Origin of the sequence: uncultured Arthrobacter sp., from assembly GCF_947495145.1 — a bacterium.
GTDB lineage: Bacteria > Actinomycetota > Actinomycetes > Actinomycetales > Micrococcaceae > Arthrobacter_D.
This window is the reverse complement of the sequence record NZ_CANLXP010000009.1, coordinates 99,688-121,025: the sequence shown is the minus strand read 5'-3', so window position 1 is coordinate 121,025 and position 21,338 is coordinate 99,688. Positions and strand designations below refer to the sequence as shown.

Here is a 21,338-nt window from a genome sequence, read left to right as displayed (position 1 = left end):
GGTTCTTCCGCAGCACCAGCCCACTTGGAGGTCGTCATGAATCGCGATAAGGAGCGCGGCGCCGCAGCCGTAGAGTTCGCGATATTGCTCCCTGTCCTCCTCCTTTTGCTGCTTGGCATTATGGAATTTGGTCGGGCCTATAACGCTCAAATCGCGCTGACCAACGCAGCCCGTGAAGGCGCGCGTGTCATGGCAATCAGCAATGTGAGATTAGATGCTGAGAAAACAGCTCAAGAGGCTGCGTCGACCCTCGCTATCTCCGAAACCAATCCTGCGTTCGATTTCGACTTCACCGATCGCGGCGGGGCCACCTACACCAGCTGCGCTTCCCAGCGGCAGGTAACGCTGACTATCTCCTACGACTTAGATACGCTGACCGGCATCGCCGGTCCCTTCACTCTGACCGGCAAGGGAACAATGCTATGCGGTGGATAGCCAAGGAAGATGATGAGCGCGGCGCAGTCGCTGTTATTGTCGCAATCCTCCTGGTCGTCCTTCTCGGCTTTGCCGCTCTAGCCGTGGACGTCGGTCTGCTCTACGCCGAAAAAGCTCAACTCCGGAACGGCGCTGATGCAGCAGCCATAGGGATAGCGCAATCTTGTGCGGAGGACATCTTAGATAGCGAAAATTGTTCGGATTTGGTCGATGAAAGTTCCCTAGCGAAGCAGATGGCAGACGCGAACTCTCTGGATAACCAGAGCAACGCAGAAAGCGTTGCTCTTGACACGACCGCTGGAACGGTATCTGTCAGGACTGGTGCCCTCGAAACAGGCAGCACTCCAAACAGCGTCTCGCTCTTCTTCGCTCAAGCCCTTGGATTCGACGAGGCTGAAGTGTCAGTTTCCTCGAACGCGGCCTGGGGTGTCCCGGTGGGCGGCGTCGCTCCTTTCGCCATTGCTTTCTCGCAGTGCGAAGTCGACGCCGGAATTAGTGGCGACGGCAGCTTGCAGTTCCTGACGGTACACGGGAAGAACAGCGAATGCACAAGCACATCCTCCGGACAAGAAATACCCGGAGGGTTCGGATGGCTAGATCAGAGTTCTGGCTACTCCTGCGGGGTAGTCATCGATCCTTCTTCACCTTGGATCGGAAGTGACCCTGGGAACAATGTAAAGGATGGTTGCGCAGCGCGGTTGGGCGAGTGGGAAGACCGTCTGAGGGCCAACGAAAGCGTGATCGAGCTCATTCCCATTTTCGATGATACGAAGGGCAACGGCGGACAAACGGGAGCGTTCCAAATGCACGCGTTCGCCGCGTTCGACATCCGCGGGTGGAGCTTTCCCGGAGGCGGGAATGAGTATATGACGCCGGACGCCGCCAAGTACTACAAAGACAACAAGCTCAACAGCAACAACCGTGGATTCATCGGACGATTTGTGGAGTTTGTCTCGCTGGACTCCTCATTTCAAATCAAACCCATGCCCGGCGGCGGTTATGGCGCCCAAGTCGTGAAACTAACTCTCGGAGAAACACCATGAAGTCCCGCTTGATTGCCGGCATTGCCGCCGTTGTCCTCGCGCTCGTCGGTGCGGTGATGGTGTTCAGCTTTGCCAACGGCGCTGAAGCGCGGGCAGTGCAGGGTTTAGAGCCGATTGACGTCCTCGTAGTTCGAGAACCAGTTCCTGCCGGGACCCCCGTCTCTGAACTTGCAGCATCACTCGTCGTCGAACAGCTTCCCGGTTCGTCCGTCGCTGATACGGCATTGAAGAACCTGGACAGTTCAGCAGGCATGGTTACCTCTGTTGACTTGATAGCCGGGGAGCAGCTGCTGGCGGAGCGACTTGTTGATCCCTCCGAATTGGTCGCGCCAAGTTCTGTAGAGGTACCGGAAGGACTGCACGAAATTTCGATCCTCGTAGAACCGCGCCGGATAGCTGGAGGCAAGGTCACGGCTGGCGACTACGTTGGCGTGTTCATGTCCCTTCCGGAAGGTGGCCTCGAGGAACGACCTGAGGCGGAATCAAGCCAGCTTGGATTGCCCAAAGTATTGGTTACCGCTGTGCAGGGTGCTCCCGTCAGCCCCGCCGCTGCTGATCCCGCTGCTGAGGGGGAAGAGACCCAGGGCGACGTTCTGCCGGAGGGCTCACTGATGGTCACGTTAGCCCTCAATCCTGATCAGGCGACACGACTTGTTTTCGTGAGCGAGTTCGGTTTCGTCTGGCTGAGTAAAGCGAACGCTGCCAATAGCGACGCTCCCCCATTCATCGTCCAGGACAAGGAACTGTACCGATGAGCCGCTTCCTCCTCATCACCGCGGACAACGCATTCGAGCAGAAGGTCCGCTTAGCAACCGCGGGCGGTCTTCCGGGCGAAGTCCTAGCTGTGCGTCCCGAGTTGCTCTCCCGGCCCGAAGATCTGCTTGACCTAGTCGCCGTTCAGCAGCCCGAGGTACTCGTGCTCGGTCCGGGCGTCGCAGTCGACGGTGCCCTCCGCCTGGCCACCGTCGTCGATGTGCGCTTCCCCAACGTCAGCCTGGTCCTCATTACGCCCGATGAAGCTGGGGTCGCGCTGCAGGCAATGCGCGCGGGTATCCGGGACATCGTCGAGCCAACGGCCGACATCCCCACCGTCCGTATGCTCCTCGAGCGAGCTTGTCACGCCTTCACGAGCCGAACCCGTACGGAAAACGGACCCACCGCCCCCAAGCAAGAGCACGGTCTGGTCATTGGAGTGTTCTCTCCCAAGGGCGGCGTCGGTAAGACCACCATCGCTACTAACCTCGCCGTCGGCTTGGGAAAGATTGCACCGATGGGTGTTGTTGTGGTGGATATCGATCTGCAATTCGGAGACGTTGCATCCAACCTGTACCTCGATCCGGAGTACTCCGTACTGGATGCTGTCTCCAGTTCGGCAAGCACCGACACGATGATCCTCAAAGCGTTCCTGACGCCACACCCCTCGGGAATCTACGCGCTGTGTGCTCCGTCGAATCCGGCTGATGCCGACAATATCTCCGCCGCGCAGCTTGAGGTGCTGATCAAACAGCTCTCAGCTGAGTTCGCCTACGTTGTCCTCGACACCGGCCCAGGTCTTACCGAACACAGTTTGGCCGCCCTCGAACAGAGCACCGACGCCGTCTGGATCACCGGAATGGATGTTCCGAGCGTGCGCGGTCTGCGGTCTGGGCTCGATGTGCTCGGCAAGTTGGATCTTTTCCCCGAGACCCGCCACGTGGTCCTCAATTTCGCCGATTCCAAAACAGGCCTTTCCGTTCAGGACGTTGAAGCGACTCTCGGCGCTCCCGTTGACATCTCTATCCCTCGCTCGCGCGGAATTTCCCTCGCCACTAATCGCGGTGTCCCGCTGCTTCAGGAAGAAGTGCGTGATCCCGCTACCAAAAACCTGCGCTCGCTCGTGGAACGATTCGACCCGAAGTGGCGAGCACGTGGCCAGCGCGGTCTGCACCGGCGCGTGGTGGTCTAATGAAACTTTCTGAACGCCTAAACCAGGCCAATACTTCGGAGCCTGCCGCTGTTGATGGGGCCACACAAGTTGCGGTGCCCGAACAGCCCACTACTGTCATCGGCGCCTTGGAGCTAGCAGAAGGTGTTTTTCAGAGTGCCGTAGTGACCGGTGCCAGCAGCGCAGCCGAAGCACCCGTCACAGCGCGTGTTGATGCCTTCGCCGGTCTAAAGCAGCGCGCAGCCGAAGCCCTCTACGAGCGGATGGGTGCCCGCTTCAGCGATTCCACGCTGAAAGAGGAAGACCTCCGAACAGTTGCGCGCGAGGAGCTTAGTCAGGTCATCGACGCTGAGCAGGTGCCGCTCACCCCTGACGAGCGTCGACGGCTTATTCAGGACGTTGCCGACGACGTGCTGGGACTCGGCCCGCTGCAGCGCCTACTCGACGACGAGGACGTCACCGAGATCATGGTGAACCGCTCCGATCAGATTTACATCGAGCGCCGAGGCAAACTGGTTCTCGCCGACTCAACATTTCAGTCGGAGGCACAGCTGCGCCGAGTGATCGAGCGAATCGTTTCCAAAGTGGGTCGGCGCATCGACGAATCCTCCCCCTTTGTTGATGCGCGCCTCGAAGACGGCTCGCGTGTCAACGCCATCATCCCCCCTTTGGCCGTAAACGGATCGTCCTTGACCATCCGAAAGTTCAGCAAGAAGCCGCTCACAGTGGAAAAGCTCATCAGCTTTGGAACGCTCACGCCGGAAATGGCCGAACTGCTGGACGCATGTGTGAAGGCGAAACTAAACATCATTGTGTCCGGCGGTACCGGTACCGGTAAGACCACCCTGCTCAACGTACTGTCCTCATTCCTACCGCACGACGATCGTATTGTGACCATTGAGGACGCCGTTGAACTACAGATTCAGCAGCAGCATGTAGTGCGGCTCGAGAGCCGTCCACCAAACACAGAAGGCAAGGGCGCAGTGACTATCCGCGACCTGGTGAAGAACTCGCTACGTATGCGTCCCGACCGCATCGTCATCGGCGAGGTCCGTGGCGGCGAGTCGCTGGACATGCTTCAGGCCATGAACACGGGCCACGACGGCTCGCTCTCCACCGTGCACGCCAACTCACCTCGTGACGCCGTTGCGCGTCTTGAAACGCTCGTTCTGATGGCGGGAATGGATCTGCCGCTGCGCGCCATTCGGGAGCAGTTGGCCTCCGCCGTGAACCTAGTCATTCAAATCTCGCGCCTCCGTGATGGCACCCGGCGCATTACCCATGTAACCGAGGTGCAGGGAATGGAGGGCGACGTCGTGACCCTGCAGGACGCCTTCGTGTTCGATTATTCCGCTGGTGTGGACTCTTCGGGCCGTTTCCTGGGCAAGCCGGTCCCGACGGGCATCCGCCCACGGTTCATGGAGCGGTTCGAGGACATGGGCATTCGGGTCTCGCCCGCCGTGTTCGGCGCTGCGCTGAGCGGCCAGAGGTAGCGCGATGGCTCTTCTGTTGCTGTACGGCACCGCGCTTTGCCTGGCTGCACTTGCGTTTCTAATGTTCGCGACTCGCCCTCGCCAGTCAGCGGTGCCGTTAGACCGTCGCCGACCGCCGGCTGAGGAATCAGACTCGCAGTTGACCACGTTCGCTGGCTCAGCTGTGCGGGCGATGGAACGGTTCCTGAAGAAGCATCCGCAACGCCTCTTCCGTCGTGAATTGCTCGAGATGGCTGGTATGCGGCTGAGCCAGGCGGACGTCTTCGTTCTTTGCCTTGCTGCAAGCGCCGTCTTCTTCATACTCGCTATCCTGCTCGGCGCCGGAGTTATCGCCTTTATTCTTTCGCCATGGTTCGCCACGCATGTCGGCATAATTGCTGAAATCAAACGGCGACGCTCGAAGTTCGATGCACAGCTCGGCGACACCCTGCAATTGTTGACGGGCGGTCTGCGTGCTGGTCACAGTATTCTGCGGGCGATCGATGCGGCAGCCATCGAGGCGGATTCTCCCACGTCCGACGAGATGCGACGCGTGGTCACCGAGACCAGTCTCGGCAAGGACCTGCTTGCGTCTCTGCTCGACACCTCGAAGCGCATGGAAAGCGAGGACTTCGCCTGGGTCGCCCAGGCGATTCAGATCAACCGCGAAGTCGGTGGGGATCTGGCAGAAGTGCTCGACCAGGTAGCCGCTACCATCCGCGAACGCAGCGAGATCAAGGGACAGATCCGGGCGTTGGCCGCCGAGGGAAAGTTCTCGGCCTACATTTTGGTGGCCCTGCCGTTCGGCATCGGCGCGATGCTCATGCTCGTAAGCCCGGGTTACGTGGACCCGCTGTTCACTGAGCCGCTCGGTTGGGTCATGATCGGCGCCTCAGTGGTCATGATGACCATCGGATGCCTGTGGCTCCGCAAACTAATCGATCTGAAGTTTTAGGAGGGCAGCATGAACCCGGTTGTACTGACATCGCTGCTCCTCGTTGCGGCCCCCCTGGGATACCTCGGCTGGGCACTGCTCAGCCCCGGCAATCAATCCAACAAGGGCGTCCAGGAGAACCTGCGTCGAGGCGTCCGGCGAGCCGAAGAATCACGGGCTGTGGTACGTCCCGGTGTCCTCGCACGTTTGGGCTACGCAATCACGCCGCCGCAATACGTGCAGAAGCTGGACATGCTCCTCGCTTTGGCCGGTCGACCCGCCTCGATGCCGCTCGGCAAAGTGCTGGGAGCCAAACCGGCGCTTTGCCTGGTCGCCGCCGCCCTCGGTTTCGTGATGGCCAACGCGGCACAGAAGCCGCTGATCACCATGGTGGCGATCTTCCTGACTCTTCTCGGTTATTTCATCCCCGATCTGCTGCTGTACAGCAAGGGTCAGGAACGACAGAAGGCCATGCAACTGGAACTGGCCAACACGCTGGACCAGATGCTTATCTCGGTAGAAGCCGGCCTCGGTTTCGAAAGCGCCATGCAGCGTGCAGGTGAAACCGGCAAAGGCCCGCTCGCCGAGGAACTCGTGCGAACGCTTCAGGACATGCAGGTGGGCCGCAGCAGGCGAGAGTCCTATCTGGCCCTCGCCGACCGCACCAGCATTCCCGAACTGCGCAGCTTCGTCAAAGCCATCGTGCAGGCGGACGCGTACGGCATCGCGCTCAGCGGCGTACTCCGCACGCAAGCCAAAGTGATGCGCGTGAAGCGGCGTCAGCGGGCGGAGGAGAAAGCAATGAAGCTCCCGGTCACTGTGTTGTTCCCCCTGCTCTTCTTCATTTTTCCGGTGCTGTTCATCATCATCCTCGGCCCAGCTGTAATCAATGCGATCGCAACGTTCAGCGGGTCCTGATCCGGCTCGTGAGCCCACAATAAACACCAGCTAGTACGCAGGCCGAAGAATTCCGCAGTGTTTGCACAGCATCAGTCCATTCCAGCTTTTCTCACATTTTCAGAAAGTAGCGTTAGCTCATGGCATTTTCCCGCCCCGGCGCGCATGACGACGATGCAGAGACCCTGCCTGTCGTCGGTGCTGACGTGCGGCGCGCCCCGGGCGGTAGCCACCGTGTAGACAGGACACCCCTCGTGGACCCCAACGTTCTCCATGAGCTTGAGGATCAGCTCGACAGCCCCGCTGCGGCCCGGGCTTTTGTGCGCGACTACGTGGCCGTCTGGGACGAGCGAGACTCACGCATTTCCTCGGCGATCGCCCGACGCAATCAGGCCGCGTCACTCGACGCTGTGCTCAGCCTGAAGATCACCTCCACCATGGTGGGAGCCACTCAGCTCGTCACGCTGGCCACTGCGCTCGAGGGACTGCTGCGCGAGGGCAAACTCGAAGAGGCCGAGGCAGCACTCCCCTCCGTTCACCGGTGCGGAATACGCACCATGCGGGAACTGCGGCTGCTGCACCTCAACTAAATCTAGGAGAACAAGGCCTAGAAGGACCTAGTCCGCCCGCCGCGGCACCAGCCGGTAGCCCACGCCCCGCACCGTCATCAACCAGCGCGGACTCCGGGGGTCCTCCCCCAGCTTCCGCCGGAGGTTCCCGATATGCACCTCGATGGCCCGCTCATCGGCCTCGCTGATATACGTGTCGGTGCGGTAGTACTGCCCCCGCACCACCCGCACCAAATCACCCTTGGTCCGCACGGCACCCGAACTTCGCAGCAATTCATGGAGCAGGTCGAACTCGCTGCGGGTCAGCACCAGTTCCTCACCCCGCACGGTGACGGTGCGGGTGTCCTTGTCCAGCTCCAGGCCGTTGTGCCGCAGCACCGAGGCCGGCCGCGCCGGAGCGGGAGCCTCCTCAGAGGAGGGCGCCGTCGTCGTCGTTGATTGCTCACTTGTCAGGCCACCGCGGGGCCGGCGCATCATTGCCGCGATGCGCGCCCGGAGTTCGCGCGGCCGGAAAGGTTTGGTGACGAAGTCATCGGCTCCCGCTTGCAGCGCCGTGAGCGTATCGATCTCCTCGTTGTGCGCGGTCAGCATGATCACGTAGCAGTCGCTGACGGTGCGGATGCGGCGCAGTACCTCGTAGCCGTCGATGTCCGGAAGACCGACGTCGAGCGTGACAAGCGTGGGGTTGTGCTCCTTGACCGCCTCCACGCCACTGCGGCCCTCGGCTGCGGTGTGAACAACGAACCCGGACTGCGTGAGAACTGTGCTCACGAGGTTGCGGACATCGAGATCATCCTCGATCACTACCGCCACACCTGGATCTGGCACTGTTTCCTCCTGGCCCCATCAGAACTGTAGTTTCCCAGTTCATCACAAAAGGACGAAATACCGTGACGAACGGCGAATCGCCGTAGCGTGCTACACAGCATACGCGCGTGATGGTGTGAATTGTCACAATCGATGTACTTTGGGAACCTTTCCGAGCCTGATAGTGCAGCGATACCGAAAAGTAACGACATAATGGATGCACTATGTCGTTGGTCTCAGGCATCCCCCTATCCACACGCGCGCTCTTGCCCGGGCGGTCTCATGAGTGAGCGCGTGATGTTCCTCGCAGCGAAGCGGGCGTACTCCAACCTGCGCTTCCGCACCCGCGTTGGCCTGTGTGAGCTGCCCTTGGCCCTGCTGGTTGCCGTCATCGCAGTCATCGCGATGATCGTGTCGCCAACAGTGCTGATGAATCCCCTGTTCCTCGGCGGACTCCTCCTCCACGCCGTGCTGCTCGCGGTCGCCTTCCTCGCTCCGTGGGAGAAGTTCCGCGACGGCTCCTACCTGGTCATACCGCTGCTGGATTTCGTGGCCATTTCCCTGACCCGGAACGGCGCTGCGGAGACACTGCCCGGGCTGAGCCTTCTTGCACTCTTTCCGGTGATCTGGCTTTCGGCCTCCGGGATGAAGCCGGCGCTAAGCCTCCTGGCCAGCTTCGTGGGCCCTTTCCTCATTCTTGGCGTGACCCCGCTGCTGGGGCTGGCTCCCCTGGCCCAATTCAGCACCGCCGTGCTGCTTGGCGTCGCAATGGGTACGGTTTCGGTATCCCTGCGCTTCGCTAGCCTCAACTCCGTCTACAGCCAGCGCAAACTCGAAGCCTCGAAGGCCGAGGTGCACCGCCTGCAGGGTGAGAACACTGAGCGCGCGCTGCTCCTCGAAGCCATCCTAGACACGATCGACGTCGGCCTCGTCGCCCTCGACGCCAACGGCAACCGCACGCTCACCAACCGCCAGCAGCGGTCCTTTGACCTCCTCATCCAGGCAGGCGACGCCAACGACGACGGCGCCAGCCACCTTTACGCTGCGGACAAGTCCAGTCCCGTAAGTCCCAACCGCTACCCCGTGCAGCGGGCTGCGGCCGGCGAGACCTTTGCAAACTACCTGGTGTGGCTCGGGCCGAAAGACTCGCAGCGCGCAGTAGCAACAGCGGCGACCGCCATCACCGACGGCGAAGGGAAATTCGCCGGATCCGTGATCGTCTCCAACGACGTGACCGACATGGTGGAAGCCCTCAGCGCCAAAGAGGACTTCGTGTCCAACGTGTCGCATGAACTGTGGACGCCGCTCACCTCGATCATCGGGCACCTGGACCTCGTGCTCGACGACGACCACGCGCTACCGCACAACGTCACCCATCAACTCTCCGTTGCGCGGCGGAACGCTGAACGACTGTACGCGCTGGTCTCGAACCTGCTGGCGTCCGCGTCAGGCGCCGCGAGCGTCCATCTGCGCCCCACGGACCTCACCGGCCTGGTGGAAGGCAGCATTGAGTCCGCCGGGCCGCAGGCGGCAAACACGGGGGTCACCCTCGAGCTGGACGTCCCGGAGATCCTGTGGACCACCTCGGACCCCCTGCGCATCCGGCAGGTGCTGGACAACCTCATCTCCAACGCCATCAAATACTCGCCCGACGGCGGCACGGTCACCGTCCGTGCCCGGCAGGAGACCGACGCAGCGCTGCTCGAGGTAGAGGACACCGGCATCGGGATGTCCCAGCACGAAACCACCCAGATTTTCGGGAAGTTCTTCCGGACCGCTGCGGCCCGCGAATCGTCCATTCCAGGCGTCGGGCTGGGGCTGTCGATCACCAAGGCGATCGTTGAAAGTCATGGCGGCACCATCCGCTGCAGCAGCCATCCGGGCGCCGGAACCACGTTCACCGTGACGCTTCCGCTGCACCGGTCAGAGCAGAATTAGCCAGGTACCAGTCTTCCGGTAAAACGACTGTCCTCCGGCACGCCAAACGCGAGTCGTAGACGTCCTTTATGCTGAGCCGATGAGGAAGCGGGCGGTGCTGGCGACGGCGGGATTCTTACTTGCCGGACTCGTAGCGCTTCTGACCCGGCGGGTGCCTCCTCTGCCGCCCGGCACCGCGCAAACCATCGCTCGGATCCGCACAAACCCGTTGACGGGAGTTATCCCCGGCACATCGGGGTACGCCCAGTCCGGCGAGGTGCGGATCTGGTACGAATCCATTCCCGCCGTCGGTTCAGAGAAAGGTGTTGTACTGCTCAACTCCTCTCTAGGCGTTGGCTCGTTGTTCTGGCCGCCCTCGTTCCTGCGAGCCCTGACGGCGGAGGGATACCGGGTGGTCCGGTACGACCATCGGGGAACCGGTGCGTCGAGTTGGATGAAGGGCTGGGACCGCAAGCATCCGTACTCGCTCGTCGAGATGGCAAACGACGCAGTCACCGTCCTGGAAGAACTTCGCCTCGAGCGTGTTCACATGCTCGGGCTTTCCCTCGGAGGTTTTGTAGCTTAAGAGGTTGCCATCGCACATCCCGAGCGCGTCCTGTCCCTTACCCTCATGTCAACATCGGCCGACCCAACCGACAGCTCGCTGCCCGGACCTCAGACGTGGCCGCTGATCCGATCCGCCATAACGAGCCTTCCCCTGCTCCGGTATCGCTTGCTCGGCGGAGAGATCAATGTCGTGAAGGGGGTTCTCGCGGGGTTGGTTGCGCACGATAGGGACGAACCCCTCGACGTCGAAGAGTGGACCAGGATTGTCCTTTACGACCTACGCGAACGAAACGGACTCAACCTTCGTGCACTTCGGCAACACCAGGCCGCTGTCGCTGTGACCCGCTCCCGCTACCCATTCTTGAACACGATCACGGCGCCGACCCTCGTCATACACGGAACCGCCGATGCGTTTCTGCCGATCGAGCACGGCCGCCGACTCGCCGCAGCCATCCCTCCGGCCCGCGGTCTCTGGCTTGAAGACGCCGGCCACCCGTTCCCCTACCCGGACATGCCCCGCGTGATGACAGCAATCATGCGCCACCTCGACGCCGCGAACCCTGGTTAGCCACCGTGCCGAATGTCGTCCCGCTTCGCGCGGGTGAGTTCCGCCCGTAGAGCCAGCTCCGCGGCGTCGTCGGGGTAGCGAACTTCCTCCAGCACCAGCGGGTGCGCGGGCGCGAGGACGGAGCGGGAGTCCTTCAGCCGGGAACGCAGCCGCTCTCCCAGCCAGGCCGGCGGCTCTTCACCGCTGCCGACGCGCAGCGCCGATCCGATGAGCGCGCGCACCATGTTGTGGCAGAAGGCGTCAGCCTGGATGGTGGCGAGGAGTACGCCGTCGGGCTCACGCTCAAATTCGAACCGCTGCAGTTCGCGCACCGTTGTGGCGCCCACGCGGGGCTTGCAGAAAGCGAGGAAATTCTGCAGGCCCAGCAGCGACGCCGCAGCCTCGTTCAGTAGACGCTCGTCCAACTCCTCCGAGTGCCACAGCACAGTGCTGCGGTGCAACGGGTCCTGCAGGTCTGAGCGGTCGGCGATGCGATAGCTGTAGCGGCGCCACAAGGCCGAGAAGCGGGCGTCGAAGCCCACCGGCGCAAGGCGGACAGCCCGTACGACGACGGGCGAGGCCGGATTGCCCGCGTAGACGGTGCGGGCGGCGGCGCTGGGTGGCAGGTAACGGTTCAGGGTGGCCTGGAGGCGGCGCTTCAGGGCCAGCGCGGGGTCGATCTCCCGACCTCGGTTCAGGGCGAACCATTCGGCCGGCTCGAGGTCGATGTGGGTCACCTGCCCGCGGGCGTGTACCCCTGCGTCGGTGCGGCCGGCAACAGTGAGGCGTACGTGCCTGCGGAAGAGCAGTTCGAGTCCGGATTCCACCGTGCCCTGGACTGTTGGCAGACCTGGCTGGACCGCCCAGCCGGAGAACGGGCCGCCGTCGTACGCAATATCGATCCGGACACGCAAATGCCCGCCATCCACGGACGGGATGACGGGCATTTGTTCGTTCATGTGTTCAGCAGAGGGGAAGAACTACTTCTTCTCGTCTGCTTCCGGCACGGAACCTTCTTCAACTACTACGGTCTCCGCAGCGTCGCCCTCAGAGGCGCTCACCGTGGTGTCCTCTGCCGCAACCTCATCAGCCGAAGCTGCGGAGGGTGCGGACTCAGCCGACTCTGCGGATTCAGCCGACTCAGGTGAATCTGCGGACTCAGCGGATGCTACGGGAGCAGCAGCTGCAGCGTCGCGGGCAGCGGCGTTGCCGGCAGCCTGCTCAGCTTCGCCGACGACGGCCTGCTTGGCGGACACTGCCTCAAGCACCAGCTCGATGACAGCCATGGGAGCGTTGTCGCCCTTGCGGTTGCCGATCTTGGTGATGCGGGTGTAGCCACCGTTGCGGTTGGCAACGGCCGGCGCGATGTCCGTGAACAGCTCGTGGACGACGCCCTTGTTGCTGATGACAGCCAGGACGCGACGGCGCGAAGCCAGATCACCCTTCTTGGCGAAGGTGATCAGGCGCTCGGCGTAGGGGCGAAGCCGCTTTGCCTTGGTCACCGTGGTGGTGATGCGCTTGTGCTCGAACAGCGAGGCGGCCAGGTTGGCGAGCATCAGGCGCTCGTGCGCCGGACCGCCACCGAGGCGTGGGCCCTTTGTGGGTGTGGGCATGATGTTTTATCTCCTCATGAATGTGCCCGAGGCCGCATCCTAAAGCGGCGCCAGGTTCTAACGTTTAGAGTTCGTCGTCGCCGTAAGCGGCGTCGTCCTCTTCAATCGCAGCGGCGCGGGCTGCAAGGTCGAACCCTGGAGGCGAATCCTTCAGGGACAGACCAAGCTCAACCAGCTTTGCCTTGACCTCATCGATGGACTTGGCTCCGAAGTTACGGATGTCCATCAGGTCAGCCTCGGAGCGTGCAACGAGCTCACCCACGGTGTGGATGCCCTCACGCTTGAGGCAGTTGTAGGAACGAACGGTGAGTTCGAGATCCTCGATCGGGAGAGCCATGTCAGCGGCGAGTGCGGCGTCGGTGGGCGACGGGCCGATCTCGATGCCTTCAGCGGCGGTGTTCAGCTCGCGGGCGAGGCCGAACAGTTCAACCAGGGTAGTGCCGGCGGAAGCAACGGCGTCGCGCGGGGCGATGGCGTCCTTCGTCTCGACGTCCACGATCAGGCGGTCGAAGTCGGTGCGCTGCTCAACACGGGTGGCTTCCACGCGGAAAGTCACCTTCAGGACCGGCGAGTAGATCGAGTCAACCGGAATGCGGCCGATCTCGGAGTCGCCGGACTTGTTCTGGGAAGCGGAGACGTAGCCGCGGCCGCGCTCGATGGTCAGTTCGAGCTCGAACTTGCCCTTCGAGTTCAGCGTTGCGATGTGCAGGTCCGGGTTGTGGAACTCCACACCGGCCGGCGGAGCAATGTCAGCTGCAGTCACGACGCCGGGGCCCTGCTTGCGCAGGTAGGCAACCACGGGCTCGTCGTGCTCGGAAGACACCGCGAGGTTCTTGATGTTCAGGATGATCTCGGTGACATCTTCCTTCACACCGGGAACCGTGGTGAACTCGTGCAGCACGCCGTCGATCCGGATGCTGGTGACAGCGGCTCCGGGAATCGAAGACAGGAGGGTGCGGCGAAGCGAGTTGCCGAGGGTGTAGCCGAAACCGGGCTCCAGCGGTTCGATGACGAACCGCGAACGGTTGTCAGCTACTACTTCTTCAGTCAGGGTAGGGCGCTGTGCAATAAGCACTTACATTTCCTTTCAGGGAGCATCCGCTATATGACGCAACACAAATGGTGGAAAGGGAAAGCTAGAGAGCGAAACTCAGTAGCTGAACGAAAGTCAGCCCCAGGCCGCCCGCGATTACAGCAGAAACGCGGATGGCCTGGAGCCAAGGAAGCTACTAGACGCGGCGGCGCTTCGGGGGACGGCAGCCGTTGTGGGCGCTGGGGGTAACGTCCTGGATGGAACCGACCTCAAGGCCTGCTGCCTGCAGCGAACGGATCGCGGTCTCGCGTCCGGAGCCCGGACCCTTCACGAATACGTCGACCTTGCGGACGCCGTGCTCCTGGGCGCGCTTTGCAGCGGCCTCGGCAGCGGTCTGCGCAGCGTAAGGGGTGGACTTGCGTGAGCCCTTGAATCCGACCTCGCCAGCCGAAGCCCAGGAGATAACAGCTCCGCTGGGGTCGGTGATCGAGACGATGGTGTTGTTGAACGTGCTCTTGATATGCGCCTGACCGAAGGCGATATTCTTTTTGTCCTTGCGACGCGGCTTGCGCACCGCTCCACGAGTCTTGGGGGGCATTACTTCTCCTACGAAGGTTCTGGGTGTTGGCTATCGGCGACCGCTGAAATCAGCGTCCGGCCTTCTTCTTGCCTGCGACGGTGCGCTTGGGGCCCTTGCGGGTACGCGCGTTGGTCTTGGTGCGCTGTCCGCGCACGGGAAGGCCGCGGCGGTGCCGAATACCTTCGTAGCTGCCGATCTCCACCTTGCGGCGGATATCTGCGGCTACTTCACGGCGGAGGTCACCCTCAACCTTGTAGCTGCCTTCGATGTAGTCGCGAAGCTGGACGAGCTCAGCGTCGGTCAGATCCTTAACACGCGTGTTCGGGTTGATCCCGGTCTCTGCGAGCGTCTGGTCTGCACGGGTCTTGCCCACGCCGTAAATGTAAGTAAGCGCAATGACTACCCGCTTTTCGCGGGGAATGTCTACGCCAGCGAGACGTGCCATAGTGGCGGTTCTCCTCTTGATGACCGGAGGTCTGAAACAGTGCGGCCCGGATTATTCCGGTCCCCGGCCTCCGTACCGGGGGTGTGGGCTGGTTGATGCTCGATCAACCGGCCCTGCTCTGCTTTTTGTGGTGTTACTACGCGTGGGTGACCCTCGAAAAGAGGATTCAGCCCTGGCGCTGCTTGTGGCGCGGGTTTTCGCAGATTACGAGTACATTGCCCTTGCGGCGAACCACCTGGCACTTGTCACAAATCCGCTTCACGCTCGGCTGGACCTTCATGGTTTTCCTTTGCGTTCGTTCTTATTTGTAGCGGTAGACAATACGGCCCCTGGTGAGGTCGTAAGGGCTAAGCTCCACTACCACCCGATCCTCGGGGAGGATTCGAATGTAGTGCTGACGCATCTTTCCCGAGATGTGGGCTAGAACAATGTGTCCGTTGGCCAACTCAACGCGGAACATCGCGTTGGGCAGAGCCTCGTTCACAGTGCCTTCAATCTCAATGACACCGTCTTTCTTGGCCATATCCTCCGCTAACTTCTGTGCCGCCACTTGCGGGGCGGACGGTCTTGGGTTTTGATTGCCTGACTCCCCCGCCCGGGATCACGAGATCCCGTTCCAGCCGCAACGAGACAATCCGTTCGGTGGATGGGCGCAAAAGGGCGCAAAAGTAGCGACAACCAACAATCAACTCTACGCTATGGCGTGTGAGAAGTTAAATCCGCCCGGAAGGGCGCTTAGTCCAAAGGCGCGACGACGACGCCCAGCTCGGCGAGCTTCGCGGCACCGCCGTCTGCTGCGCTGAGAACCCAGATGCCGCCGTCGTGCACGGCCACAGTGTGTTCCCACTGGCAGGCGCGCTTGCCGTCAACGGTGACCACGGTCCAGTCATCGTCGAGGACGGAGGTTTCCACGCGGCCCTGAACGAGCATGGGCTCGATAGCGAGGCACAGCCCCGGCTTGATCTTCGGGCCGCGGTGGCTGCTGCGGTAATTCAGCACGTCCGGTGACTGGTGCATCTGCGTACCAATGCCGTGCCCCACGTAGTCCTGCAGGATGCCCAGCGCCGGACCTTCGGCGGCAGACACGTAGTCGTCAATCGCAGAGCCGATGTCCCCGACGTGTTTGCCTGTGGCCAGGGCTGCGATCCCCCGCCACATGGCTTCCTCAGTGGTCTTCGACAGGTGGACATCTTCTGCCCGGGGCGTACCGACGATCACGGTGCGGGCGGAGTCCGAGTGCCAGCCGCGAACAATGGCGCCGCCGTCGATCGAGATGATGTCCCCGTCCTGCAGCACGTAGTCCCCGGGGATGCCGTGCACAACCTCGTGGTTCACGGAGGTGCAGATGCTGGCCGGAAACCCGTGGTAGCCGAGGAAGTTGGAGGTGGCGCCGGCGTCTTTGAGGACGCCGGCGAACACCGCGTCCAGCTCGCGGGTGGAGATACCCACGCGGGCCGCGGCCACCGTCTGATCCAGGGCGTTGGAAAGCACAAGGCCCGCTTCCCGCATGGTCCGGATCTGGTTGGCCGACTTGTACTCGACCCGCTGCTGGCGGAACATCACGGTTACTGGGTGACTTTCAGGGCAGACATGACGCGCTCGGTTACCTCATCGATAGCACCGATGCCGTCAACGCGGGTCACGATGCCCCGCGCCTCGTACTGGGAGACGACGGCCTCGGTCTGCTCGTGGTAGAGGTCGAGGCGATGCCGGATGACAACCTCATTGTCATCCGTACGCCCGTCAAGACGGGCACGACCGAGGAGCCGGCGGATCAGCTCCTCGTCATCGGCAGTGAGCTGCAGTACGACGTCGAGGTTCAGGTCATTCTGCTGCAGGATGTCATCCAGCTCGGTCACCTGGGCGGCAGTGCGCGGGTAGCCGTCAAGCAGGAAGCCCTCCTTGACGTCGTCATCGGCAAGGCGTGCGCGGACCATGCTGTTGGTCACGCTGTCCGGAACGAAGTCGCCGGCGTCCATGTACTTCTTCGCTTCGAGGCCCAGTGGGGTTTCACCCTTGACGTTCTCGCGGAAGATGTCGCCGGTGGAAATGGCAACCACGCCCAGCCGCTCCGAAATCCGGGCGGCCTGCGTTCCCTTGCCGGACCCGGGCGGTCCAATGATGAGCATCCGTGTCATCGCAATAACCCTTCGTAGTGGCGCTGCTGCAGCTGCGCGTCAATTTGCTTCACCGTCTCGAGGCCAACGCCGACCATAATGAGGATGGAAACTCCACCGAACGGGAAGTTCTGGTTCGCATTGATGGCCACGAGCGCGATCAACGGGATGAGCGCAACAAGTCCGAGGTAGATAGCGCCCGGCAGGGTGATGCGGGACAGGACGTACTGGAGGTACTCAGCGGTAGGCCGGCCCGCCCGGATACCCGGGATGAAGCCGCCGTACTTCTTCATGTTCTCCGACACTTCCTCCGGATTGAAGGTGATCGCCACGTAGAAGTATGTGAAGAACACGATCATCGCGAAGTACAGCGCCATGTAGAGGGGGTGGTCCCCGGAGGTCAGGTAGGTGGTAATCCAGTTGACCCACTCCGGCGGTGCGGTCTGCCCGTCGGTAGGTGTGTTGAACTGGGCGATCAGCGACGGCAGGTACAGCATCGACGACGCGAAGATCACGGGGATAACGCCGGCCATGTTGACCTTGATCGGGATGTAGGTGCTGCTGCCGCCCAGGGTACGGCGGCCGATCATGCGCTTGGCGTACTGCACCGGAATACGGCGCTGCGACTGCTCAACGAAGATCACGAGCATCACCGTAACAATGCCGATCAACAGCACGCTGAGGAAGACGCTCCAGCCCTGCGTACGCAGGATCTCACCCAGCGAACTGGGGAAGCCGGCAGCGATAGCGGTGAAGATCAGCAGCGACATGCCGTTGCCGACGCCGCGCTCGGTGATGAGCTCGCCCATCCACATGATGAGGCCGGTACCGGCGGTCAGCGTGATGATGAGGAGGATGATCGTGATGATGCTGTCGTCCGGGATAATCGGCACCGGGCAGTTGCCCAGCAGGGCACCTGACCGCGCCAGCGACACCAGCGTCGTGGCGTTCAGCAGCCCAAGTGCAATCGTCAGATAGCGCGTGTACTGGGTCAGCTGTGCCTGGCCCTGGGCGCCCTCCTGGTGGAGCTCCTGGAAGCGGGGAATGACCACGCGGAGCAGCTGCGTGATGATGCTGGCCGTGATGTACGGCATGATCCCGAGAGCAAAGATGGACACCTGCAGCAGCGCACCGCCGCTGAAAAGGTTCACGAACTGGTAGAGGCCGCCCTCTGTGTTGCCGAGCTGCAAACACTGCTGCACGTTGCCGTAGTCAACACCGGGCGCCGGGATGAACGCACCCAAACGGAAGATGGTGATGATTCCCAGCGTGAACAACAGCTTGCGCCGCAAGTCTGGCGTCCGGAAAGCCCGGCCAATAGCGCTTAGCAAGCGTCCTCCTGAATAAGTATTAGTGGCCCTCTACGGGCAATCCACACCAACCGAGTCTAACGGCTGGAAACGGGCAGGTGAGAACCCGAGGAAGTAATGAAGCCTGTTAAACGAAACAGACTCCTGGTGGACCGGGGATCCCGGCCCACCAAGAGTCTAGTTGCTTCATGAGCTAGATCACAGCCGGCTCCCCCGCCGCCGTCTTACGGCGACGGTGGGGGAAGCGACGCCGGGAACTAGAGACCCGAGACCGAACCGCCGGCAGCGGTGATCTTCTCGGCAGCGCTGGCGGACACGGCGTGAACCCTGACGTCTACCTTCACCGCGATGTCGCCCGTTCCCAGCACCTTGACGAGCTGGTTCTTGCGCACTGCGCCCTTGGCGATCAGGCTGTCCACGGACACCTCGCCGCCTTGGGGGTACAGCTCGTTGAGCTTGTCCAGGTTCACTACCTGGTACTCAACGCGGAACGGGTTCTTGAAACCGCGCAGCTTCGGCAGGCGCATGTGCAGCGGAAGCTGCCCACCCGCGAATCCTGCCTTGACCGAGTAGCGTGCCTTGGTGCCCTTGGTACCACGGCCTGCAGTCTTACCCTTGGAACCTTCACCACGACCAACGCGGGTCTTGGCGGTCTTGGCACCGGGGGCAGGGCGAAGGTGGTGTACCTTCAGTGCGTGGACGCGGGGCGTGCTTTCAGGGGTTTCCTGAACGGCCGCTCCCTTGGCAGCAGGCTTGCGGGCCGGCTTCTTCTCGGTGGATTCCTCCACTGTCTTCTTCTCAGCCATTACTTGGCCTCCTCAACCTTCACGAGGTGCGGAACCGTGTTGACCATACCGACGGTCACTTCGTCAGCGGTGCGGACAACAGTGTGTCCGATCCGCTTCAGGCCGAGTGAACGAAGGGTGTCCCGCTGGTTCTGCTTACCGCCAATGACGGACTTGATCTGGGTGATTTCCAGCTTCGCTGAGCTGACAACCACGCGCTTGGGTGTAATAGCAGTCATTACGCACCTGCCTTCTGATCCTGCATAGCGCGCAGCATCGACGTTGAGGCAACCTGGTCCAGCGGCAGGCCACGGCGTGCCGCCACAGCCTGGGGCTCTTCGAGCCTCTTCAGCGCGTCAACAGTTGCATGAACAATGTTGATGGCGTTGGAGGAACCGAGGGACTTGGAAAGGACGTCGTGAATGCCGACGCACTCCAGTACAGCGCGCACCGGACCACCGGCGATTACACCGGTACCGGGAGACGCCGGGCGCAGGAGTACGACGCCGGCAGCGGCCTCGCCCTGCACCAGGTGCGGAACTGTGCCACCGATGCGGGGAACCTTGAAGAAGGACTTCTTGGCCTCCTCCACGCCCTTGGAGATGGCCATGGGAACTTCCTTGGCCTTTCCGTAGCCGACGCCGACCATGCCGTTGCCGTCGCCGACAACAACCAGTGCGGTGAAGCTGAAGCGCCGACCGCCCTTGACGACCTTTGATACACGGTTGATCGACACGACACGCTCGACGAACTTGTCCTTGTCGTCACGACCGCCATCGCGACCGCCACGGCCGCCATCGCGACCGCCGCGACCGCTGTCACGGCCGCCGCGCTCTCCACGGCGACCGCCGCCGCCGCGGCGATCGTCAGTAGCTGACGCCGTCTCGGTGGATCCGGCCGCGGGAGCTTCAGTTGCAGGCTGCTCAGCCTTTGCCGTATTCAATGAGGCTTCCTTTGCGTTGTTCTGCTCGGTCACAGTGCCAGCCCACCTTCACGTGCGCCGTCTGCGATTGCGGCAACCCGGCCGTGGTACTTGTTGCCCCCACGGTCGAATACGACTGCCTCAATGCCCGCAGCCTTTGCCCGACCGGCAACGAGCTCGCCGACGCGCCTGGCCTTGGCGGTCTTGTCGCCGTCGAACGAACGCAGGTCCGCCTCGAGGGTCGAAGCCGATGCAACGGTGATGCCCTTGGTGTCGTCGACAACCTGCACAAAAATGTGACGGGCTGAACGGTTGACCACCAGACGGGGACGAACAGCAGTACCTGTAATGCGCTTGCGGACCCGAAGGTGGCGCCGTCCGCGCTGGGCGGACTTGCTCTTCGACGTGCGCTTCTTGTTGATGCTCAGTGTCATGGTTACTTACCAGCCTTTCCGACCTTGCGGCGAATAATTTCGCCCGCGTAGCGGATGCCCTTGCCCTTATAGGGATCCGGACGGCGCAGCTTGCGGATGTTCGCAGCAACTTCGCCGACCTGCTGCTTGTTGATGCCGGAGACGGACACCTTCGTGGGGCTGTCCACGGTGAGCGTTATGCCCTCCGGGGCCTTTACGGCCACGGGGTGGCTGTAGCCCAGTGCGAACTCCAGGTCGGAACCCTTGGCCTGCACGCGGTAACCGGTGCCGACAATCTCGAGGTTCTTCTTGTAGCCCTCGGTCACTCCAACGATCATGTTGGAGATCAGGGTGCGGGTCAGGCCGTGCAGCGAACGCGATTCGCGCTCGTCATTCGGGCGGGAGACGGTGATGGTGCTTTCCTCAAGCGATACCTGGATGGGGCTGGCAACAGAGTGGCTCAGCTCGCCCTTGGATCCCTTGACAGAAACAACACTGCCGTCAACCTTGACCTCAACGCCTGCGGGCACGGTGATGGGGAGACGTCCAATACGTGACATGTTTCTCTTTCCCTTTCCCGCTACCAGACGTAGGCGAGGACTTCCCCACCTACACCCTTCTTGGCTGCCTGGCGGTCTGTAAGCAGACCGGAGGACGTGGACAGGATGGCAATGCCCAGTCCGCCCAGTACGTGCGGCAGATTGGTGGACTTTGCGTAAACGCGCAGGCCCGGCTTGGAGATGCGCCGGATGCCCGCAATGGAGCGCTGACGGTCGGGACCGAACTTGAGGTCAATGGTGAGCTTCTTGCCCACCTCAGCCTCTTCTTCCTTCCAGCCGCCGATGTAACCTTCGGCCTTCAGGATGTCGGCAACGCGTGCCTTCAGCTTGCTGTATGGCATGGACACGGTGTCGTGGTATGCCGAGTTGGCGTTGCGGAGACGCGTAAGCATGTCTGCAACTGGATCTGTCATTGTCATTGGGCTCTAGCCCTTCCTCGGAACGGTTT

At 62.0% G+C, this 21,338-nt stretch carries 26 protein-coding genes and 1 pseudogene; 10 read left to right on the top strand and 17 right to left on the bottom strand.

Translation table 11 applies throughout. From position 1 onward, the window contains the following. The first annotated feature begins 36 nt into the window (after window positions 1-36). From Q0877_RS09055 to Q0877_RS09020, 8 genes are all read left to right on the top strand, one after another. The gene (locus Q0877_RS09055; RefSeq protein WP_299167109.1) at window positions 37-435 is read left to right on the top strand and encodes a TadE/TadG family type IV pilus assembly protein; all 399 of its coding nucleotides are present in this window, start codon (window positions 37-39) and stop codon (window positions 433-435) included. Further along, window positions 423-1,478, top strand: coding sequence for a pilus assembly protein TadG-related protein (locus Q0877_RS09050; RefSeq protein ID WP_299167108.1), 1,056 nt, complete (start codon window positions 423-425; stop codon window positions 1,476-1,478). Before Q0877_RS09055 ends, Q0877_RS09050 begins: the two co-directional genes overlap by 13 nt. After that, window positions 1,475-2,233: a Flp pilus assembly protein CpaB gene (gene cpaB / locus Q0877_RS09045; protein WP_299167107.1), complete on the top strand. Its 759-nt coding sequence runs from the start codon at window positions 1,475-1,477 to the stop codon at window positions 2,231-2,233. Before Q0877_RS09050 ends, cpaB begins: the two co-directional genes overlap by 4 nt. Next, window positions 2,230-3,423, top strand: coding sequence for an AAA family ATPase (locus tag Q0877_RS09040; RefSeq protein WP_299167106.1), 1,194 nt, complete (start codon window positions 2,230-2,232; stop codon window positions 3,421-3,423). Before cpaB ends, Q0877_RS09040 begins: the two co-directional genes overlap by 4 nt. Continuing rightward, entirely contained in the window at window positions 3,423-4,895 is a 1,473-nt protein-coding gene (locus tag Q0877_RS09035) for a CpaF family protein (RefSeq protein WP_299167105.1), read from the top strand. Before Q0877_RS09040 ends, Q0877_RS09035 begins: the two co-directional genes overlap by 1 nt. Window positions 4,896-5,067: 172 nt before the next feature. Beyond that, window positions 5,068-5,829, top strand: a complete 762-nt coding sequence (locus Q0877_RS09030; protein WP_299167104.1) for a type II secretion system F family protein — start codon at window positions 5,068-5,070, stop codon at window positions 5,827-5,829. A gap of 9 nt (window positions 5,830-5,838) precedes the next feature. Then, the gene (locus tag Q0877_RS09025) at window positions 5,839-6,726 is read left to right on the top strand and encodes a type II secretion system F family protein (RefSeq protein WP_299167102.1); all 888 of its coding nucleotides are present in this window, start codon (window positions 5,839-5,841) and stop codon (window positions 6,724-6,726) included. A 119-nt stretch (window positions 6,727-6,845) separates the two neighbouring features. Then, the gene (locus Q0877_RS09020) at window positions 6,846-7,295 is read left to right on the top strand and encodes an Hpt domain-containing protein (protein WP_299167101.1); all 450 of its coding nucleotides are present in this window, start codon (window positions 6,846-6,848) and stop codon (window positions 7,293-7,295) included. Window positions 7,296-7,322: 27 nt separating this feature from the next. Here the strand turns inward: Q0877_RS09020 and Q0877_RS09015 are convergent, their stop codons facing one another. After that, a complete protein-coding gene (locus tag Q0877_RS09015; RefSeq protein WP_299167100.1) occupies window positions 7,323-8,102 on the bottom strand; it encodes a response regulator transcription factor in 780 nt (259 codons plus the stop codon). Between the two features lie 261 nt (window positions 8,103-8,363). On the opposite strand from Q0877_RS09015, the gene Q0877_RS09010 reads away from it, so the two are divergent. Together Q0877_RS09010 and Q0877_RS17095 are read left to right on the top strand one after the other, a co-directional pair. After that, window positions 8,364-10,019, top strand: a complete 1,656-nt coding sequence (locus Q0877_RS09010) for a cell wall metabolism sensor histidine kinase WalK (protein ID WP_299167099.1) — start codon at window positions 8,364-8,366, stop codon at window positions 10,017-10,019. A 79-nt stretch (window positions 10,020-10,098) separates the two neighbouring features. Then, window positions 10,099-11,133 (top strand): annotated as a pseudogene (locus Q0877_RS17095) (alpha/beta fold hydrolase). On the opposite strand, the gene Q0877_RS08995 reads toward Q0877_RS17095, so the two are convergent. The 16 genes from Q0877_RS08995 to rpsH form a co-directional block, all read right to left on the bottom strand. Next, a complete protein-coding gene (locus Q0877_RS08995; protein ID WP_299167094.1) occupies window positions 11,130-12,071 on the bottom strand; it encodes a tRNA pseudouridine(38-40) synthase TruA in 942 nt (313 codons plus the stop codon). The pseudogene Q0877_RS17095 and the gene Q0877_RS08995 sit on opposite strands and share 4 nt — an antisense overlap. 21 nt (window positions 12,072-12,092) lie before the next feature. After that, window positions 12,093-12,725 carry a 50S ribosomal protein L17 gene (gene rplQ, locus Q0877_RS08990; RefSeq protein WP_299167093.1) on the bottom strand — a complete coding sequence of 211 codons (633 nt, stop codon included), beginning with the start codon at window positions 12,723-12,725 and terminating at the stop codon, window positions 12,093-12,095. 64 nt (window positions 12,726-12,789) lie between these two features. After that, entirely contained in the window at window positions 12,790-13,800 is a 1,011-nt protein-coding gene (locus tag Q0877_RS08985; RefSeq protein WP_299167092.1) for a DNA-directed RNA polymerase subunit alpha, read from the bottom strand. 154 nt (window positions 13,801-13,954) lie between these two features. After that, window positions 13,955-14,356: a 30S ribosomal protein S11 gene (gene rpsK, locus Q0877_RS08980; protein ID WP_026545640.1), complete on the bottom strand. Its 402-nt coding sequence runs from the start codon at window positions 14,354-14,356 to the stop codon at window positions 13,955-13,957. A 49-nt stretch (window positions 14,357-14,405) separates the two neighbouring features. Beyond that, entirely contained in the window at window positions 14,406-14,783 is a 378-nt protein-coding gene (gene rpsM / locus Q0877_RS08975) for a 30S ribosomal protein S13 (RefSeq protein ID WP_299167091.1), read from the bottom strand. A gap of 166 nt (window positions 14,784-14,949) precedes the next feature. After that, complete coding sequence (gene rpmJ, locus Q0877_RS08970; RefSeq protein ID WP_024475611.1) at window positions 14,950-15,063, bottom strand: 50S ribosomal protein L36; 114 nt, start codon at window positions 15,061-15,063, stop codon at window positions 14,950-14,952. 21 nt (window positions 15,064-15,084) lie between these two features. Then, the gene (gene infA, locus Q0877_RS08965) at window positions 15,085-15,306 is read right to left on the bottom strand and encodes a translation initiation factor IF-1 (RefSeq protein WP_019481515.1); all 222 of its coding nucleotides are present in this window, start codon (window positions 15,304-15,306) and stop codon (window positions 15,085-15,087) included. A 212-nt stretch (window positions 15,307-15,518) separates the two neighbouring features. After that, complete coding sequence (gene map, locus Q0877_RS08960; protein ID WP_299167088.1) at window positions 15,519-16,346, bottom strand: type I methionyl aminopeptidase; 828 nt, start codon at window positions 16,344-16,346, stop codon at window positions 15,519-15,521. 2 nt (window positions 16,347-16,348) lie between these two features. After that, window positions 16,349-16,921: an adenylate kinase gene (locus tag Q0877_RS08955; protein WP_299167086.1), complete on the bottom strand. Its 573-nt coding sequence runs from the start codon at window positions 16,919-16,921 to the stop codon at window positions 16,349-16,351. Next, complete coding sequence (gene secY / locus Q0877_RS08950) at window positions 16,918-18,231, bottom strand: preprotein translocase subunit SecY (protein ID WP_299167085.1); 1,314 nt, start codon at window positions 18,229-18,231, stop codon at window positions 16,918-16,920. Before secY ends, Q0877_RS08955 begins: the two co-directional genes overlap by 4 nt. 236 nt (window positions 18,232-18,467) lie before the next feature. After that, window positions 18,468-19,016: a 50S ribosomal protein L15 gene (gene rplO, locus Q0877_RS08945; protein ID WP_299167084.1), complete on the bottom strand. Its 549-nt coding sequence runs from the start codon at window positions 19,014-19,016 to the stop codon at window positions 18,468-18,470. Continuing rightward, window positions 19,016-19,234 (bottom strand): 50S ribosomal protein L30, encoded by a 219-nt coding sequence (rpmD, locus tag Q0877_RS08940; protein WP_299167083.1) that lies wholly within the window; start codon window positions 19,232-19,234, stop codon window positions 19,016-19,018. Before rpmD ends, rplO begins: the two co-directional genes overlap by 1 nt. Further along, on the bottom strand, window positions 19,234-19,938 hold the full coding sequence (gene rpsE / locus Q0877_RS08935) for a 30S ribosomal protein S5 (RefSeq protein ID WP_299167172.1): 705 nt from the start codon (window positions 19,936-19,938) through the stop codon (window positions 19,234-19,236). Before rpsE ends, rpmD begins: the two co-directional genes overlap by 1 nt. 29 nt (window positions 19,939-19,967) lie before the next feature. After that, window positions 19,968-20,351: a 50S ribosomal protein L18 gene (gene rplR, locus Q0877_RS08930; RefSeq protein WP_299167081.1), complete on the bottom strand. Its 384-nt coding sequence runs from the start codon at window positions 20,349-20,351 to the stop codon at window positions 19,968-19,970. Between the two features lie 2 nt (window positions 20,352-20,353). Next, complete coding sequence (gene rplF, locus Q0877_RS08925) at window positions 20,354-20,890, bottom strand: 50S ribosomal protein L6 (protein WP_299167079.1); 537 nt, start codon at window positions 20,888-20,890, stop codon at window positions 20,354-20,356. Between the two features lie 20 nt (window positions 20,891-20,910). Continuing rightward, the gene (gene rpsH, locus Q0877_RS08920; protein ID WP_056544043.1) at window positions 20,911-21,309 is read right to left on the bottom strand and encodes a 30S ribosomal protein S8; all 399 of its coding nucleotides are present in this window, start codon (window positions 21,307-21,309) and stop codon (window positions 20,911-20,913) included. Between the last annotated feature and the right edge of the window lie 29 nt (window positions 21,310-21,338).